The organism is Mesorhizobium sp. M00.F.Ca.ET.216.01.1.1 (assembly GCF_004010325.2).
In the GTDB taxonomy this organism is placed as follows: Bacteria; Pseudomonadota; Alphaproteobacteria; order Rhizobiales; family Rhizobiaceae; genus Mesorhizobium.
In genome coordinates this window covers 1-292 of record NZ_SADR02000497.1, presented here as the reverse complement: position 1 = coordinate 292, position 292 = coordinate 1, and the positions used below count along the sequence as shown (strand labels likewise).

At 62.0% G+C, this 292-nt stretch carries 1 pseudogene; it reads left to right on the top strand.

Going from position 1 to position 292, the window contains the following annotated elements:
• Positions 1–228, top strand: a pseudogene (locus EN859_RS37130) (histidine phosphatase family protein); the annotation flags it as partial.
• Positions 229–292: the final 64 nt, after the last annotated feature.

The window sequence follows — 292 nt, the reverse complement described above, 5'->3', positions numbered from 1 at the left end:
CGGCAGGTCAAGGCGACGAATCTGGTGGTGATCGGCCACAATCCCGGCCTGCAGCAGTTTGTGTTGCGGCTGGCCGGCGCCGGGTCGGATGAGAGCGTTTTCAAGAAGATCGAAGAGAAGTTTCCGACGGCGGCACTTGCGCGGTTCACAGCAAAGGGCGACTGGGCGAATCTGGATTTCGGCGGCGCGCGGCTGACGCATTTCGTCAGGCCGAAGGATTTGGAGTAGACGCCGAAGCTGCCAATCTCCCCCCACAGTCCATACACCTCCTCGTGGGGGGAGACTTGGCGCT